We start from the raw sequence: 15,251 nt of genomic DNA on the forward strand, positions 1-15,251 counted from the left end.
GCAGCGCACGGCGCCCGCCGCCTCAGCCGGCCGCCTGGGCCGTGCCGCGGAGGCGGCCGGCGGCGTCGGCCACCGCCTCGACGATGGGCTGGTAGCCGGTGCAGCGGCAGATGTTGCCCGAGAGCGCCTCGCGGATGGCGGCCTCGTCCGGCTCGGGGTTCTCCTGGAGAAAGGCGAGGCTGGTCATCAGGAAGCCCGGCGTGCAGAAGCCGCACTGGAGCGCATGGTGCTCCAGGAAGGCCTCCTGCAGCGGGTGGAGCCGTCCGTCCGCCTCCGCCAGCCCTTCCACCGTGCGCACCTCGGCGCCGTCCGCCTGGACCGCCAGCATCAGGCAGGAGCGGACCGCCCTCCCGTCCACCAGCACCGTGCAGGCTCCGCAGACGCCGTGTTCGCAGCCCAGGTGCGTGCCGGTGAGGCCGAGCCCCTCGCGCAGCCAGTCGGCCAGGGTGAGGCGCACCTCCACCTCGTCCTCCACCTCGCGCCCGTTGACCCGGACGCGGATGCGCTTTCTCTCCAGTACCTCCGCCAACGCTCTCCCTCCTCGCCCGCCCCTCAGGCGGCCTCCAGGCCGGCGCGCCGCCAGGCCGTCTCCAGAGCGCGCCGCGTCAGGACCTCCGCCAGGTGGCGACGGTACTCGGCCGAGGCGTGGATGTCCGCCTCCGGCTCCACCGCCTCCCGCACCTGCCGGGCCACCTCGGCGAAGAGCCGCGCCGAGGGGCGCTGGCCGCGCAGGCTCTCCTCGGCCGCCGCCGCCTTGAACGGCCCGGCGCCCACACCCGTCAGCGCCAGACCGGCGGCGGCGATGCTCCCGTCCCCGGCGAAGGTCAGCTGGGCCGCCACGCCCACCAGGGCGAAGTCGCCCGCGCGGCGGCTGAACTCCACGAAGGCGGCGCCGCTGCGCGGAGGCGCCACCGGCAGGCGGATCCCCTCGACCAGCTCCTCCGGCTCCAGCGCGGTGGTGAGAAAGCCGAGGAAGAACTCCCCGGCCGGCAGTGCCCGCCTCCCCGAGCGGCTGCGCAGGAGCACCTCGCCGTCCAGTGCCGTCAGCACGGCCGGCAGCTCGGCCGCGGGGTCCGCGTGGGCCACGCTGCCGCAGAGCGTGCCGCGGTTGCGGATCTGCGGGTGGCCGATCTGGCGCACCGCCTCGTGCAGAAGCGGAAGGCGCTCGCGCACCAGCGCCGAGCGCTCCGCCTGGCGGTGGCGGACCAGCATGCCCAGCTCGAGGAAGCCGTTCCGCTCCTCGATCCGGTCCTGGCCGGGGAGGCGGTTGACGTCCACCAGCACTTCCGGCCGCACGAGGCGAAGGTTGAGCAGCGGCATCAGGCTCTGGCCTCCGGCGAGCACTTTCGCCTCGCCGCCGTAGCGGCCGAGCAGCTCCAGCGCCTCCTCCAGGCTGGAGGGCGCCGCGTAGGCGAAGCGCGGCGGCTTCATGACCGGCCCGCCTCCTCCCGCCCCGTCCGCCTCTCCACCTCGCGCGTGAGGGCGGAGAAGAACTGTCCCGTGATCAACTTGGCCACGCCTCCCAGCATCCGCTGTCCCACGCCGGCGATGGTGCCGCCCGCCTGCGCCTCGCCGGTGTAGCTCAGGCGGGTCCCGCCCTCCTCCTCGGCGAGGGAGAAGTGGAGTTCGGCGTTGACAAAGCCCGGACCTCCCTGGCCGGAGACGGCCAGCGTGTAGGCCTCGGGCCGGTGCGCGTCACGGATCTCGATGTGCCCGCTGTAGCGGCCCCGGACGGCGGCGATGCCCAGCTCCAGCTCCGCGTCGTAGGCGCCCTCGCCCGCCCGGCGCAGCTCCTTGCATCCCGGGATGCAGCGCGCCAGCACCTCGGGGTCCATGAGTAGGTCGTAGACGACCGGGCGCGGGGCCCGGATCCGCTCTTCACCCTTGACCTGCACCTCTCGCCCTCCCCCCGCTCGACCCGATGCCGGGAACCCTTTCGACGCCGGCGGCAGGCCGCCCTCTTCCGCGCCGGGCCCCGGCGCGCTCCGGGCGCTCTTTTGCTATTTTCTGCTGAATTTAATAATCATATCCAGCGAAGGATTGCGATGGAATTTTCTCAGGAAGATACTTAATTCCACCCCACGGCTTCGCCGGACCGCTGCGGCGGCCCGGCCGGCGCGGAAAGGAGGGTCCATCCCCTTGGCCACCGCCGAACGTGCGCTCGGCCGCCTCCCGGCCGAGCTCCCCGCGGAGCGGGGGCTCCGAAGCTGGCTCGCCACCGTCGATCACAAGCGCATCGGGATCCTCTACCTGGTCACTTCCTTCGTTTTCTTCGCCGTCGCCGGGGTCGAGGCGCTGCTCATGCGCACGCAGCTGATCCAGCCCGGAAACCGGCTCATCGGGCCCGGCCTCTTCGACCAGCTGCTCACCATGCACGGGACGACCATGCTCTTCTTCGCCGTCCTGCCCATGGAGACCGCCTACTTCAACTACATGATGCCGATCATGATCGGCGCCCGCGACGTCGCCTTCCCCCGCCTCAACGCCCTCAGCTACTGGCTCTACCTGGCCGGCGGCCTCTTTCTCTACTCCAGCTGGTTCCTGGGCGGGGCGCCCGACGCGGGCTGGTTCAACTACGCACCGCTGGCCGGCGCGTACGCGGGGCCGGGCGAGGATTTCTACCTGCTGGGGCTTCTGATCTCCGGGCTCTCCTCCATCGTCTCCTCCGTCAACCTGGTGGTCACCGTGCTGCGCATGCGCGCGCCCGGCATGACGCTGCTCCGCGTCCCGGTCTTCGCCTGGGCCAGCCTGATCACCGGCCTCCTCATCCTCTTCGCCATGCCGCCCTTCACCGTCGCCATGATCCTGCTTCTTTTGGACCGCTGGGCGGGAAGCGGCTTCTTCGTGCCGGCCATGGGCGGCAACGCGCTTCTCTGGCAGCACCTCTTCTGGATCATGGGCCATCCCGAGGTCTACATCCTGGCCGTCCCCGCCTGGGGCGTCATCTCCGAGGTGATCCCCACCTTCGCCAGGAAGCCGCTCTTCGGCTATCGCGGCACCGTGGTCGCCCTCTTCGCCATCGCCGCCATCTCCTTCACCGTCTGGTCGCACCACATGTACGCCACCGGCATGGGGCCGGTGGTCAACGACGCCTTCATGATCACCACCAAGCTCGTCTCCTGGCCGACGGCGGCGCTGGTCTTCACCTGGCTGGCGACGCTCTGGGGCGGCCGCATCCGTTACACTGCGGCCATGCTCTACGCCGTCGGCTTCCTTCCCGTCTTCATCGTCGGCGGGCTGACAGGGCTGATGCTGGCCACGGCGCCGGCCGACCTGCAGCTGACCGACACCTACTTCGTCGTGGGGCACTTCCACTACGTGGCCGTCGGCGGCATCCTCTTCAGCATGCTGGCCGCCGCCTACTACTGGCTGCCCAAGATGACGGGCCGCATGCTGGACGAGCGCCTGGGGACGTGGAGCTTCTGGATCACCTTCGCCGGCTTCAACCTGACCTTCTTCCCCATGCTCCTCAGCGGGCTCTACGGCATGTCGCGGCGCATCTACACCTACCCGTCCGAGCTGGGCGTGGGCACCTACAACCTCCTCTCCACCGTCGGCGCCTACATCCTCGGCGCGGGCGTGCTGATGACCGTCGGCAACATGCTCTGGAGCCTCTTCCGCGGCGCCGAGGCGGGCGCCGACCCGTGGGACGGCCGTACCCTGGAGTGGTCGGTCCCCTCGCCCGTACCCGTCTACAACTTCGTCCGCATCCCGGTCGTCCGCGGTCGCGACGCCCACTGGCTGGCCAAGCGCGCCGCCGAGGAGCCGACCCGGCCGGCGGGCGGGGAGGGTGCGGGGCTGATCCGCCTCCCCTCGCCCACGCTCCTGCCGCTCCTCCTGGCTGCCGGCGTCCTGATCCTCGCCTACGGCGGCTTCTTCCGCCAGTTCCCGCTGGCGCTGGCCGGGGCGGCGCTCACCGTCTACTCGCTCTTCCGGCAGATGTTCGAGGCCGATCACGGCTACCTGGTGGAGGTCGGGCCCTCGGAGGAAGCCGGCACGCTCTCGCACGGCTGACGGCCGGCCCGCCGCCGGCGGCGGGGGCGGCGCCCTGCCGGGCCCGCCGCCCCCGCCTTTCCCTCCGCGCTCAGCGCTCCGCCTGGGCGGAGAGCGCCGACCGCTCCGCCTCCGGGAGGCGGAGCTCCGCGGCCGCCAACGCTTCCTCCCACTGGGCGAGCGTGCGCGGGCCGACCAGCGCCGAGCTGACCTCCTCACGGCCGAGCAGCCAGGCCAGCGCCACTTGGCCGGGGGTCCAGCCCGTCCGCGCCGCCGCCTCGCACACCGCACGGGCCGCCGCCTGGGCGCGGGGCGTCAGGCGGCGCTCCTGCCAGGTGGGGTTCTGCCAGGCGCGCGAGCCCTGGGGGATCCCCTCCAGGTACTTCCCCGTCAGGATCCCGCCCGCCAGCGGGCTGTAGGCCAGCAGGCCGACGCCCTCGTGGGCGCAGAGGGGGAGGAGCTCCTCCTCCGCCTGGCGGTAGACCAGGTTGTAGCGCGCTTGGACGGCCACCGGCCGCTGCCATCCCCGCGCCTCCGCCCTGCCCAGACCCAGCGCCAACTGCCAGGCGGCCCAGTTGGAGACGCCCACATAGCGGATCTTCCCCTGTCGGACCAGGGCGTCCAGCGTCTCCAGGCTCTCGTCCAACGGGACGGAGGGGTCCCAGAAATGGAGCTGGTAGAGATCGATCCAGTCCGTGCGCAGGCGGCGCAGGCTCGCCTCCACCGCCAGGTGGAGATACCTCCTGCCCAGCCCCTGCCCCAGGCCGGTGGGACGCCCCCCCTTGGTGGCCAGGAGGACCCGCCAGCGCCGGCCGCGCAGGATCTCGCCCAGCATGCGCTCCGCCTCGCCGTCGGCATAGACGTCCGCCGTGTCGATGAGGTCGACGCCCGCCTCCAGCGCGCGGTCCACGATCCGGCGCGCCTCCCCGAGGCCGGTCTTCTCGCCGAACATCATCGTCCCCAGGCCGATCACCGGCACCGTCAGCCCGCTTCGTCCGAGAGGCCGACGCTGCATCGCCCGACCCCACCTCCCGCCGCCTAGGCCTCCTTGCCCGGCTCCGGCGCCGGCAGCCCCTCCCCCGCCGCTCCCGCGGCCGGCGCGCCGGTCGCGGAGCGCGCTCCGGCCGCGCCCCCGCGCGCCGCCAGGCTGACGCCTCCCACCACCAGGAGGCCTCCGCCCAGCGACCAGCCGTCGGGCCGCTCGTGCAGGAGGAGACTTCCCCAGAGCGCGCTGAAGACGGGGAGGAGGTTGTTGAAGCTGATGGCGCGCGCCGAGCCGATCCGGCCGACGCCGCCGTTCCACGCCCAGGTGGCGAGGACCGAGGCGCCCAGCGCCACGTAGAGCACGCCCGCCAGGGCGGGGGCGCCGACGACCAGGCGCGGCCCCGCTCCGTAGGCCGCCTTCCAGGCACCGCCGGCCAGCCACTCCAGGGCGGTCAAGAGCGCCAGCGGCGGCAGGCCGGCCAGCGCCGACCAGGCCGTCACACCCAGCGCCACGCCCGCCTCGCCGCCCTCCCCCCGCGCCCGCAGGGCGGCCCGCCACGTCCCCGCCGCCCGCTCGGCGCCCAGGGTGTAGACCGCCCAGAAGAGGGCGGCCAGGAGCATCAGCACGTCCCCCGCCCGCACTCCCCCCGGGCCGCCGCCTCCCCGCCCGCCGGCAGGCGCCAGGAGGATCATGGCCACCCCGGCCACGGTCGCCAGCGCGCCGGCCACCTGCCGCCAGCCCGGGCGCATGCCGGCCAGGGCGGCCAGGAGGAGGCCGAAGACGGGCGTCGTCGACTGGAGCAGCGTCGCCCGGAAGACGGCCGTGGTGTGCAGCGCCAGGTAGACGGCCGGTGTGAAGAGCGCCACGCCGCTCAGGCCCATCCACGCCAAGACCGGCCGCGCCGACCGCGGAGGAAGACCCAGACCCTGGCGCCGCGCCAGCGCCAGAAGCACGGGCGTCGCCACCAGCCAGCGGGCCAGGCTGAGCGTGACGGGCGGGAGGCTCCCCGCCAGGAGCCTCCCCGCCAGGAAGTTTCCGCTCCAGAGGAGGGGCGCCACCACCAGCAGCAGATAGGCGCCCTCCGGCGCGCGCCCCTCCCGCCCGCTCCCGTCCATGGGCCACCCTCCCGGGGCCGCGCCCGCCGCCCCTCGCCCCGCGCCGCCCGTCAGCGGCCCCGGCCGCGGCCGTCGAGCGCCGGCCTCAGCAGGAGCTGAAACCACACTCCAGGCACTTGACGCAGCCGTCCTGATGGACGGCGATGGCGCCGCAGACGGGACAGAGGTCGATGTCCTTGGGGCTTCGCGGCCGCCGGCTCCTCTCCCTCCCGGCGGGACTCCCGGCGGGCTCCGCCGCCGGCGGGTCGGCTCGCCGCTCCCCGGGAGCCTCCGTGGCCGCCTGCTCCTCCTCCGCGGTGCCGGCGGCGCCGCCCTGGCCGTCGGGCCAGGTCCCGGCCAGGATCCGCCCCAGCGCGTCCGGCACCGAGCGGATCCGGTAGGGGCCGAAGCCCACCGACTGGCTGCCGCCGATGCCGATCAGCTGCTCGGCCACCGCGTCCGGGTCGACTCCCGAGCGGAGCGCCAGCGAGATCAGCCGTGCCAGCGCCTCGGTCAGGGCGCTGACGTCGGAACCGGCCTTGCCGATCTGCGTGAAGAGCTCGAAGGGCCGCCCGTTCAGCTCGTTGACGGTAACGTAGAGGTTGCCCAGCGGCGTCCGGATGCGCGTGGTCCGCCCGGTCAGCACCTCGGGCCTCGCCTCCGGCCTGAGCCGCGGCTCCCGCTCCCGCCCGGCCGCCGCCGGGCCGACAGCGGCGCGGTCGGCGGCCGCGGCGGGCACCCGGGCGGCCTCCGCAACACGCCGATCCTCCTCGTGCCGGGCCGCCAGCACCTGCTCCTGACGCGACTGGTCGCGGTAGACCGTGACGCCCTTGCAACCCAGGTCATAGGCGAACATGTACAGCTCCGCCACCTGCTCTTCCGTATAATCGGCCGGCGCGTTGGCGGTCTTGGAGATGGAGGAGTCGGTCCACTTCTGGACGGCGGCCTGCATGCGCACATGCTCCTCCGGCGTCAGGTCCATGGCCCCGACGAAGTAGGGCGGCAGCTCCTCGCCCGGATGCGCCTCCATCCACTCCTCGGCCACGCGTACGTACTGGACGTCCTCGCCCAGCCGCGAGCGGCGCGTGAACTTGAGCGCGTAGAAGGGCTCGATGCCGGTGGAGGTGTCGACCATGGTTCCCACCGTCCCGGTGGGCGCCTGGGTGAGGAGCGTCACGTTCCGGATCCCGTGCCGGCGGACGGCCTCCCGGATCTCCTCCGGCATCCGCCGCATGAAGCCCGACTCCAGGAACTTCTCCGCCTCGAAGGCGGGGAAGGGCCCCTTCTCCTTCGCCAGCTCCACCGAGGCCCGGTAGGCCTCGAGCGCGATGAAGCGGTAGAGGCGCTCGGTGAACTCCACCGCCTCCGGCGAGCCGTAGCGGAGACCCAGGCGGATGAGCAGCTCACCCAGCCCCATGGTGCCGGCGCCCACGCGCCGCTCGCGCATCTGGTTCTGCCGGTTCTCCTCCATGAAGTAGGGCGTCGCGTCCACCACGTCGTCCAGGAAGCGGACCAGCGTCCGGACGGAACGGCCCAGCTTCTCCCAGTCCACGTCCCTTCCGCTATCGTCCACCATCCGGGCCAGGTTGACGTGGCCCAGCGTGCAGACGCCCCAGGCCGGAAGCGGCTGCTCGGCGCAGTTGTGGACCACGAGGCCGTTCGCGGCAAAGGCGTGGACCTCCGCGACGTTCAGGTCGTAGACGGGCTCCTCACCGTCGGGCACCAGTTCCTGGAACGTCGCGACGAATTCCTCGCGGTACGGCCCCCTCGAGTAGGAATCGACGATCGCCTGCAGGCGTTCCCGCTTACGGGACTGCAGGAAGCCGACTTCCTGTTGGAACCGGACCAGGGACGCGCCCATGATGCGCAGGTCGCTCAGCTCCTGCCTCCAGTACCGCGCTCGCCCGCCGTGTCCGTCGGGAAGCGACTGCCATCCCGCTGGACGCCGTTCGCGATAGATTCGGCTGTAAATCCCGAAATGGAGCAAGAGCAGCTGGACGCCCCGCAGGAGTTCCGCCGACTTCGACGAGAGGACTACCGCGCTGCGCGACTTCTCGCCCGTTTCGACGTGCCCGTCGGCACTGAACAGGGCCCGCAGGAAGCCGAGCTGCATCTCCCGGCTCCCGCGGAAGACCGATTCGGGTACGCGCAGCTTCTCCTCCAACAGTCCGTGCTCCGCCGCCAGCTCCCTCAGCCGGCTCGACGAAACCCGATCCTCGACCTCGGTGGCCGTCACCACACCGACCGCATAGTTCCGCCCGTTGGTCGAGGAGCGAACAACCCTGTTGACGGCTTGCGCGAAGAGCGGCGCCAGCTCCGCCTTCTCCTCGCCGAAGAAGGAGAGGACGACTCTGTCCTCTTTGAGCGTCCCGTCGCCCACCAGCCAGCCGAGCACCAGACCGAGATCGTAGGAGCCGGTCCGGCCGAAGCCACCCGTCCGCTCCTGCACGTAAATGCGGTCACCGGGTTGCAGGTGACGCGCTTCCACCCAACCGCGCTCCGTCATCACACGGTGGTCGGCCGTGAGGCGCAGCTCGAATCCTTCCTTGGTCCGGAGCCTGTAAACCGGCTTCACACCGGTCATCCAGACCGGGGAGGCCAGCGCCCGGGGCTTCGCGCCGAAACGTCGGTCGACGACGACGACGTTTTCGCCCCCTTCGCGAAAGAGGTCGACGGCGGGGATGAGACCCCGGTCGGTGGAGATCAGCGTCTCGCCGGTGACGCACGGGTTGGTGCAGACCAGCCGATTGAAATACCACGAGTTCGACTCCTTCTCGTGGCGCGTGGAGAAGACCACGCCCGGCTCGGCCGACTCCCAGGCGGCGTGGATGATCTCCCGCCAGACCTCGCGCGCCGGCCGCCGCTCGTAGACGATCTTCGGGAGGCCGCGCGCCTCCCAGTCGTCGAAGTCGCCGCGCCAGATCTCGTCGTAGCCGGGGGTGGAGGTGTCGGGGAACCAGAACTCCCACTCCCGGTCTTCCTTGACCGCCTGCATGAAGTCGTCGGTGACGCGGAAGGAGATGTTGGCGTTCTCCACCCGGCCGGGCTGCTTTTTAATATCGACGAAGCGCTTCCAGTCGGGGTGGCGGATGTCGAGCTGGAGCATCAAGGCGCCCCTCCGGCTCCCGCCTTGCTCGATCAGCCCGGTCGCCATGGAGTAGAGCTCCATCCAGGAGACGGCGCCCGAGCTCCGCCCGTTGACCGAGCGGACGGGCGCCCGGAAAGGCCGCAGCGAGGAGACGTTGATGCCCACGCCACCGCCCCTGGACATGATCTCGATCATCTGCCCCAGCGTCTCGACGATGCCCTGGCGCGAGTCGCGGGGGCTGGGGATGACGTAGCAGTTGTAGAGCGTCAGGTCGAGGCCGGTGCCGGCGCCCGCCCAGACGCGGCCGCCCGGGATGATGCGCAGCGCCGCTATCTCTTCGGCGAACTCGCGCGCCCACCGCTGGCGGCGCTCCTCGTCGGGCTCCACCTGGGCGATGCCGCGCCCGATGCGCCCGGCCACCTCCTCCAGCGTCGTCTCCAGCGGCCGATCGCAGCTCAGGCGGGAGCGTTCCAGCTCCTCGCCCCTGGACTCCCCCGTCAGCAGGCGGACGCGGAGGCGGTCGCCCTCCACCGCCAGCACCTCCGCCAGCTCCTTCTGGGGCCACTTCGGGTCCTCCCGCGTGGGCACCACCGCCAGGTCGCCCACCTGGAAGGCGCGCTGCAGATCCTTGCGGGTGTAGCGGTCGACGAAGATCTTCCAGGAGAGCTCGGTGGGCAGCCCGCCGAAGGGCTTGGCCGACCATGGACGGAGGTCGGACTTCCTGGCCATAACCCCAACTCCTTCAGGCGCGGCCGCGGCGGACCGGCCGCCTTCGCGGCGACGGCCGGCCCGGCCAGGCCGGTACCACTATATCTTGTGTTGCATATCCGTACGCTCCACCAGATCTTGGACGTGGGGAGAACTTACACCGCCGCGTCAGGATTCCTGCTCGTCCAAGCGTACTCTTCAGGGCGAATTTTGCCGGCTTTAGGCGGGGAAGAGCCGGGGACGGTCGCCGTGAAGTCGATTTCACAACACGAAAACCGCCAGGAAGTAGCCCAGAAGCAAGGCGCCGCCAACAGGGACGGCCAGGCGCGCCCACTCCCCCATGCGGATGCGCAGCCGCGAGGCGGTGATGATATTCGGAATGTTGCCCGGGACGAGCATGCCGCCCGAGACCAGCAGCCCGAGCAGGATCGACTCCACCTGCAGGCCGGTCATGCGCGGGCTCAGCTCGGCCGCCGCCAGCGTGGCGTTGTCCAGGACGGCGCTGAGCAGGTTGATCCAGTAGAGATAGGCGGGGTGGAGCGCCAGGAGGTAGCGGTCGATCACTTCCTCGTAGGCGGCGCCCAGGAAGCTGAGCCCGACCACGAAGAGGTAGATCTTGACGGCTCGCAGCAGCACGTCGAGGTAGGACTCCTCCGGCGCCTCCGGGACCTCCTCGCCGCCCCCGGCCTCCCGCGCCCGCGCGCGCGCCGTGGCGGCGCCCGCGGCCGCCGCCAGCAGGAGTAGACCCGGCAGCACATAGCGGCCGAGCGTCCGGAAGAGGAACCAGAAGTCCTGCTGCAGGCGGCTGACGGCGATGGTGGCCAGCGGCTCGCCCACCGGCGTCAGCGCCGCCCCCAGGCCGATGGCGAAGCAGCCCAGGACGGCCAGCCGGATCTGGGAGGCGCGGCCAAGACGCATGGCGTGGAGGAGCGAGGCCAGCACCAGCGAGGCGACGATGGCGGTCACCACGCTGGAGAGAAGGCCCAGGAGCAGGACGAGGAGGGCGGCGAAGAGCGGCAGCGGAACGCGCTCCACCAGGCGCGCCACCGCCTCCTCCAGCCGCTCCCGGAACCACTTGAAGAGCAGGCTGGCCACCAGCACCGCCGCGCTGATGGCCAGCGGCTCCCGCGCGGCGTGGAGGACGAGCGGCCGCTGGAGGACGCCGGCCACCAGCGCGGCGAGAAGGCCCATGGCGAAGAGGAAGAACTCCAGGTTCTCCTCGACGGCGCGGACGAGAAAGGGCAGCAACAGGACCAGCAGCAGGATGACCAGCAGCTCCAGCTCCACCAGGGCACCTCCCGTGGCGCCGGGTGACGGGGCCATTCTACCCGAAGAGCGGCGGCCTCCGGACCGGTGCCGCGCGGTCCGAGGGCGCTCCGTTGCGGCGCCCGAGCCGGGCGTGCTATAGTTAGGCTCCGGACCGGGACCCCATCGTCCAGCGGCCTAGGACTCCACTCTTTCAAGGTGGCGACCCGGGTTCGAATCCCGGTGGGGTCACCAGGATTTGCGGGACGTGGAGCCGGCGGCTCCCTGACCTTTTCCGGGCGCGTAGCTCAGCGGTGGAGCGTTCGGTTCACATCCGAAAGGTCGCAGGTTCGAACCCTGCCGCGCCCACCACCTCCGGAAGCCCGAACCCCCGAGGGGTTCGGGCGTTTTCGTTTTCTCGCCCCGTGGGAAGGGGACTGGTGCGCTCTTGACACCGGCGGTGCGTTGCCCGATGATGCCCCACCGGGTATCTGTCCGCCCCTCGCTTCCCGGCGCGCGGCCGGAAGGAGGCGGAGGGCGCATGCGATGGAGGAACCTGAAGGCCAGCTGGCGGATGGTCCGCGACTTCCTGGCCGGGTGGCGGCGCTACCGGCGGCGCCTCGGGCAGGACGAGGTCTGGATCCGCAACTTCGCCCGCAGCAAGGGGCTGCAGGTCAACCCGCACTGGATGATGCGCACCAACCTGAAGATCTGGATCGAGGAGAACCGCGACCTGTACGGCAGCCAGCAGTGCCCCTGCTTCGAGCCCAGCGGCGATCCGGCGCTGGACCGGAAGCTGATGTGCCCGTGCAAGTTCGCGCTGGCCGACATCGAGGCCACCGGCACCTGCCACTGCACGCTCTTCGGCCGCGCGGACCTCGGCCCGGCCGACTTCGCGCGGGCGGAGGCGCGGTTGCAGGAGGAGTACCGGCCACGATTGAAGCTGGAGGGGAACCGCCTGGACACCCGCGGCTGGCCGCTCAACCCCCGCCGCGGTCTCCCGGTACCGGACCCGATGCACCAGGTGAAGCAGGCGCTCCAGCAGACGTCGGGCGACCTGGTGGTGCTGGTCGACCGGCAGGGCTCCGTCCGCAACCTCGAGCGCCTGGCCGAGGCGCGAGGCTACGGCTTCGAGAGCCGGGAGAGCGGCGAGGGCCTCTGGGAGGTCACGCTGCGGCGCTGAGCGCCCGGGGCCGCCTGAAGGGCGGCGGGTACCCGGCGGGTACCCAGGACGACCGGCGCGCCGCTCCCGGATAGGCGGACGAAACCGAAGAAAGGGGCCGAGCGCTGCGGGAGGGGGCGGGCAGATCCCTTCACTCCAACTTTCCGGCTCTCTCCTCCAGGCTCTTCTCCAGCTCGATCTCGTCGCGGATCGGGATGCCGTGGTCGCCCCGCTCGGGGATGGCAGGCTTCAGCCTGCGCGCCCGGCGCCGGCATGGACCGCGGCGATCCGGTAGCCGCGCAGCTGGTAGAAGCGGAGCGCCTCCAGGTTGTCGTTGGAGGTGACCAGCCAGAGGCGCCGGCAGCCGGCGGCCCGGGCGCGTTCCTCCACGGCGCCGAGGAGCGCGCTGCCCACGCCCCTGCCGGGCTGGGCGGCATCGAGGCTGACCAGCTCGCACTCCCCCTCCTCGAAGCGCCAGGTGGCGGCGCCGGCCGGCTCGCCGTCCAGAAAGGCGATCACCGTCCGGAGCGACTCCAGACGGTGAAGACGCCCGCGTGTGACCATGACGGTGCCGCCCCACCGCTGCCGCCAGAGCTCCTCGAGCCAGGCGCGCTCCGCCTCCCCCTCCGCCTCCACGACGCGCAGCCGCGCCGCAGCGGGCACCTGCGGGTCCGCGGCGGCCCCTGCGGCGAGCGGCGCCGCCCCCAGCAAGGCGGCCGCTTCCTCCGGGAAACGGAGGTCGGTGTCGGGCGCCGGCCGGCCGAGCCACCGGCCGGCGAGGACGATCTGCCCCTTGTGGTGGAACTCGTGGGTGATCGGGTGGGTGAGGAGCCAGCGTGGCGTCATCTCCCTCCTCTCGCCGCGCCAGCTGCGCGCCAGCGGCCGGTCGAGCTCCCCCTCGAAGCGGCCGAGGAAGCGCTCCACGAGCCGGTCGACCTCGGTAAAGAGGGCGCGCGCCCGGCGCACGTCTGGAACCTCCTCGGGGGACGGCGCCGAGATCCTATCCTCCTCCAGCCCCACCACCGCCAGCCAGGTGACGTAGCACTCGGCGACATGGACGTGGCGGTCGCGAACGCTCTCGCCCGTCAGAAGCTCGAGAGGCCGCCGGTAGAGCTCGGCCGGCCAGTCCTCCAGATACTCCAGGAGCGCCTGGCGCGTCGCCCGCACCCAGCCGTAGACCGTGCGAATCCCGTTCACCGGCCTCAGTCCCAGGTGGGCGGGGGCGAGTCGTCGCCCCCGCGGAAGCGCTCGGCGTCGACGCCCGCCTTGGAGAGTACTTCCTCGTCGGCCAGGATCGGGCAACCGGCGCGGACGGCGATGGCGATGCCGTCGCTGGGGCGGCAGTCCACCTCCAGCACCCCGTGCGCGGTGGCCACGTCCACCTGCCCGATGAAGGTCTCGCCGCGGATGTCGTGGACCAGCACCTGCTCGATGCGGCCGCCCAGCTCGCGGACGACGTGCAGCAGCAGATCGTGGGTGAGCGGGCGCGGCGGCCGGGCGCCGCTCAGGCCGATGGCGATGGCCTCCGCCTCGCTGGCACCGATGGTGATGGGCAGGGCGGTCTTGGCCTCCTCGTCGACCAGCACCACGACGTGGCTTTTCTCGCCGTCGAGGGTGACCACCTCGAGGACGCGCTCGACGCGCATCGGCACCATCTCGGCTCATCCCCCTTCCCCTTCCGGCCCCCGCAGGCCCCCCGGCTCCGCCAGGCCCTCCAGGCTCTCCAGCAGGAGCGGAACCGGCAGGCCGACCACGTTGGTGTAGTCGCCGTGAATCCACTCCACCAGGACCGCTCCCAGCCCCTGCACGGCGTACGCCCCCGCCTTGTCCATCGGCTCGCCCGTGGCCACGTACCGTTCCGCCTCGCCCGCCCGGAGCGGGCGCAGGTGCACCTCGGTCCGCCGGTGGGCGACGCGGGCCACCCGCGCGGAGGGCTCCCTCCCCGCGCCCGGTGCCAGGAGCGCGATGCCGCTGTAGACGAGGTGCGTCCGCCCCGCCAGGCGCCGGAGCATGCGCACCGCCTCGGCGGCATCGGCCGGCTTGCCCAGGATCTCGCCGTCCAGGACGACCACGGTGTCCGCCCCCAGGATCCAGGCGGACTCGCCCGCCGCGCCGAGGCGCCCGGCCACGGCCAGCGCCTTGTGCAGCGCCAGCTCCTCCACCAAGCGCGCGGGCGGCAGCCCGGGCGGCTTGGGCTCGTCCACCCCGGGTGGCACCACCTCGAAGCGGAAGCCCAGCGCCTCCAGAAGCGCCCGCCGGCGCGGCGAGCTGGAGGCCAGGATCAGGCGCAAGCCGGAACCCCCTTCAGAGCGTCCGGTCCAGGCGGAGCGTCGCTCCCAGGAGCACCTCCGCGCCCAGCACCAGGTCCTCGGGGCGGGTCGCTTCCTGAGGCACGTGGGAGTATCCGCCCAGGCTGGGCACGAAGAGCATGCCCACCGGGGCGAGGTGCGCCATGCTCTGCGCGTCGTGGCCGGCCCGGCTGTCCAGGCGCGGCACTTCGCGGCCCGGACCCAGCCTCGCCCGGGCGGCCTCCTCCAGCACTTCGGTCACCCGGGGATCGCACCGCGTGGGCGGATCCCAGGCGCCCAGCTCGAACTCGGCCGTGCACCGCTCCCGCTCGGCCGCCAGCTCCGCCACCCGCGCCGTCAGGCCCTCCAGCTCGGCCAGCTCGGCCGCCTCCAGGGCGCGAAACTCGCCCTCGAGGCGGGCCGTGCCGGGGATGACGTTGACCGCCCCCGGCTCCAGCCCGAGGAAGCCCACCGTGCCCACGGCGCCCTCGTCCCTCTCCAGGATCTGCTCGCGAAACTCGAGGAGGAAGCGTGCCGCCGCCAGGCCGGCGTCCCGCCGGTCGCGCATCTCGGTGGTGCCGGCGTGATTGGCCTCGCCGCGGAAGAGGAGACGGAAGCGGCGGATGCCGACGATGCCGCGCACCACGCCGACGGGGACGCCCATACGGTCGAGCCGGCCTCCCTGCTC

The 15,251-nt window shown here is 72.3% G+C and carries 11 protein-coding genes, 2 tRNA genes and 2 pseudogenes; 4 read left to right on the forward strand and 11 right to left on the reverse strand.

What is annotated here, in order from left to right:
• Positions 1–22 precede the first annotated feature (22 nt).
• Genes K6U79_08195 through K6U79_08205 form a run of 3 tightly spaced genes read right to left on the reverse strand, consistent with a single transcriptional unit; the run spans position 23 to position 1,895 of the window.
• Positions 23–517 (reverse strand): (2Fe-2S)-binding protein, encoded by a 495-nt coding sequence (locus K6U79_08195; protein ID MCL6522335.1) that lies wholly within the window; start codon positions 515–517, stop codon positions 23–25.
• 35 nt (positions 518–552) lie between these two features.
• Complete coding sequence (locus tag K6U79_08200; GenBank protein MCL6522336.1) at positions 553–1,431, reverse strand: xanthine dehydrogenase family protein subunit M; 879 nt, start codon at positions 1,429–1,431, stop codon at positions 553–555.
• On the reverse strand, positions 1,428–1,895 hold the full coding sequence (locus K6U79_08205) for a carbon monoxide dehydrogenase subunit G (protein ID MCL6522337.1): 468 nt from the start codon (positions 1,893–1,895) through the stop codon (positions 1,428–1,430). Before K6U79_08205 ends, K6U79_08200 begins: the two co-directional genes overlap by 4 nt.
• A gap of 244 nt (positions 1,896–2,139) precedes the next feature.
• Between K6U79_08205 and ctaD the strand changes: the two genes are divergently transcribed.
• Positions 2,140–4,014, forward strand: coding sequence for a cytochrome c oxidase subunit I (gene ctaD / locus K6U79_08210; protein MCL6522338.1), 1,875 nt, complete (start codon positions 2,140–2,142; stop codon positions 4,012–4,014).
• Between the two features lie 70 nt (positions 4,015–4,084).
• Here the strand turns inward: ctaD and K6U79_08215 are convergent, their stop codons facing one another.
• From K6U79_08215 to K6U79_08230, 4 genes are all read right to left on the reverse strand, one after another.
• Complete coding sequence (locus tag K6U79_08215) at positions 4,085–5,008, reverse strand: aldo/keto reductase (GenBank protein ID MCL6522339.1); 924 nt, start codon at positions 5,006–5,008, stop codon at positions 4,085–4,087.
• Between the two features lie 23 nt (positions 5,009–5,031).
• Positions 5,032–6,093 (reverse strand): DMT family transporter, encoded by a 1,062-nt coding sequence (locus K6U79_08220; protein MCL6522340.1) that lies wholly within the window; start codon positions 6,091–6,093, stop codon positions 5,032–5,034.
• A gap of 85 nt (positions 6,094–6,178) precedes the next feature.
• Positions 6,179–9,889, reverse strand: a complete 3,711-nt coding sequence (locus tag K6U79_08225; protein MCL6522341.1) for a ribonucleoside-diphosphate reductase — start codon at positions 9,887–9,889, stop codon at positions 6,179–6,181.
• Positions 9,890–10,129: 240 nt separating this feature from the next.
• Positions 10,130–11,155 carry a DUF1646 domain-containing protein gene (locus K6U79_08230; protein MCL6522342.1) on the reverse strand — a complete coding sequence of 342 codons (1,026 nt, stop codon included), beginning with the start codon at positions 11,153–11,155 and terminating at the stop codon, positions 10,130–10,132.
• A gap of 137 nt (positions 11,156–11,292) precedes the next feature.
• Between K6U79_08230 and K6U79_08235 the strand changes: the two genes are divergently transcribed.
• From K6U79_08235 to K6U79_08245, 3 genes are all read left to right on the forward strand, one after another.
• Positions 11,293–11,368, forward strand: a tRNA-Glu gene (locus K6U79_08235).
• Between the two features lie 42 nt (positions 11,369–11,410).
• Positions 11,411–11,485, forward strand: a tRNA-Val gene (locus K6U79_08240).
• A 169-nt stretch (positions 11,486–11,654) separates the two neighbouring features.
• Positions 11,655–12,296 carry a sulfurtransferase TusA family protein gene (locus K6U79_08245; protein ID MCL6522343.1) on the forward strand — a complete coding sequence of 214 codons (642 nt, stop codon included), beginning with the start codon at positions 11,655–11,657 and terminating at the stop codon, positions 12,294–12,296.
• A gap of 130 nt (positions 12,297–12,426) precedes the next feature.
• Here K6U79_08245 and K6U79_08250 read toward each other — a convergent pair.
• The 4 genes and pseudogenes from K6U79_08250 to K6U79_08265 form a co-directional block, all read right to left on the reverse strand.
• A pseudogene (locus tag K6U79_08250) lies at positions 12,427–12,839 on the reverse strand (GNAT family N-acetyltransferase).
• 153 nt (positions 12,840–12,992) lie between these two features.
• A pseudogene (locus K6U79_08255) lies at positions 12,993–13,619 on the reverse strand (DinB family protein).
• Between the two features lie 317 nt (positions 13,620–13,936).
• Positions 13,937–14,566 (reverse strand): Maf family protein, encoded by a 630-nt coding sequence (locus tag K6U79_08260; GenBank protein MCL6522344.1) that lies wholly within the window; start codon positions 14,564–14,566, stop codon positions 13,937–13,939.
• Positions 14,567–14,579: 13 nt separating this feature from the next.
• Positions 14,580–15,251 (reverse strand): M20/M25/M40 family metallo-hydrolase (locus K6U79_08265; GenBank protein ID MCL6522345.1); only part of this gene is annotated, 672 nt, incomplete at its 5' end.

It is taken from the genome of Bacillota bacterium (genome assembly GCA_023511835.1).
Taxonomy (GTDB): Bacteria; Bacillota; Sulfobacillia; order JAIMAT01; family JAIMAT01; genus JAIMAT01.

Excerpts from the sequence above, each read along its gene's own strand:
- K6U79_08200 (MCL6522336.1), bottom strand. The coding sequence starts at position 1,431 with ATGAAGCCGCCGCGCTTCGCCTACGCGGCGCCCTCCAGCCTGGAGGAG.
- K6U79_08215 (MCL6522339.1), bottom strand. The coding sequence starts at position 5,008 with ATGCAGCGTCGGCCTCTCGGACGAAGCGGGCTGACGGTGCCGGTGATC.
- K6U79_08220 (MCL6522340.1), bottom strand. The coding sequence starts at position 6,093 with ATGGACGGGAGCGGGCGGGAGGGGCGCGCGCCGGAGGGCGCCTATCTG.
- K6U79_08225 (MCL6522341.1), bottom strand. The coding sequence starts at position 9,889 with ATGGCCAGGAAGTCCGACCTCCGTCCATGGTCGGCCAAGCCCTTCGGC.
- K6U79_08245 (MCL6522343.1), top strand. The coding sequence starts at position 11,655 with ATGCGATGGAGGAACCTGAAGGCCAGCTGGCGGATGGTCCGCGACTTC.